1 protein-coding gene is annotated in these 617 nt (G+C 67.9%); it reads left to right on the forward strand.

The annotated features are described in order from the left end of the window. A partial coding sequence (locus GO707_RS11860) for an amino acid kinase family protein (RefSeq protein WP_472755563.1) occupies positions 1-617 on the forward strand: 617 nt, incomplete at both ends.

The following is a 617-nucleotide window of genomic DNA, read 5'->3' on the forward strand; positions in this document are numbered from 1 at the left end:
GAAAAGGGCAACGGCAAGACCGCTGTCATCGCCCTGGGCGGCAACGCCCTCGGCAACACCCCGCAGGAGCAGCTCGAGCTCGTGCAGAACACCGCCAAGCACATCGTGGACATGATCCAGGACGGCACCAACGTCGTCGTCTCCCACGGCAACGGCCCGCAGGTCGGCATGATCAACAACGCCTTCGCCTACGCGGCGGCCAACGACGACAAGACCCCGGACATGCCCTTCCCCGAGGCCGGCGCCATGTCCCAGGGCTACATCGGCTACCAGCTGTCCCAGGCCATCCTGAACGACCTGAAGTCCCGCGACATCATGCGCTCGACCGCCTGCATCGTGACCCAGACCGTCGTCGACGAGGACGACCCCGCGTTCCAGAACCCCACCAAGCCCGTGGGCGCGTTCATGGACGAGGAGACCGCCAAGGCCAAGGCCGAGGCCATGGGCATCACCGTCAAGGAGGACGCCGGCCGCGGCTGGCGCCAGGTGGTCGCCTCCCCGATCCCCAAGCGCATCGTGGAGTTCGACGCCGTGCGCGACCTGGTGGAGGACGGCTACGTGGTCGTGTCCACCGGCGGCGGCGGGGTGCCGGTCTTCGAGACCGAGAACGGCTACGT

The organism is Adlercreutzia rubneri (assembly GCF_009755265.1).
Taxonomy (GTDB): domain Bacteria; phylum Actinomycetota; class Coriobacteriia; order Coriobacteriales; family Eggerthellaceae; genus Adlercreutzia; species Adlercreutzia rubneri.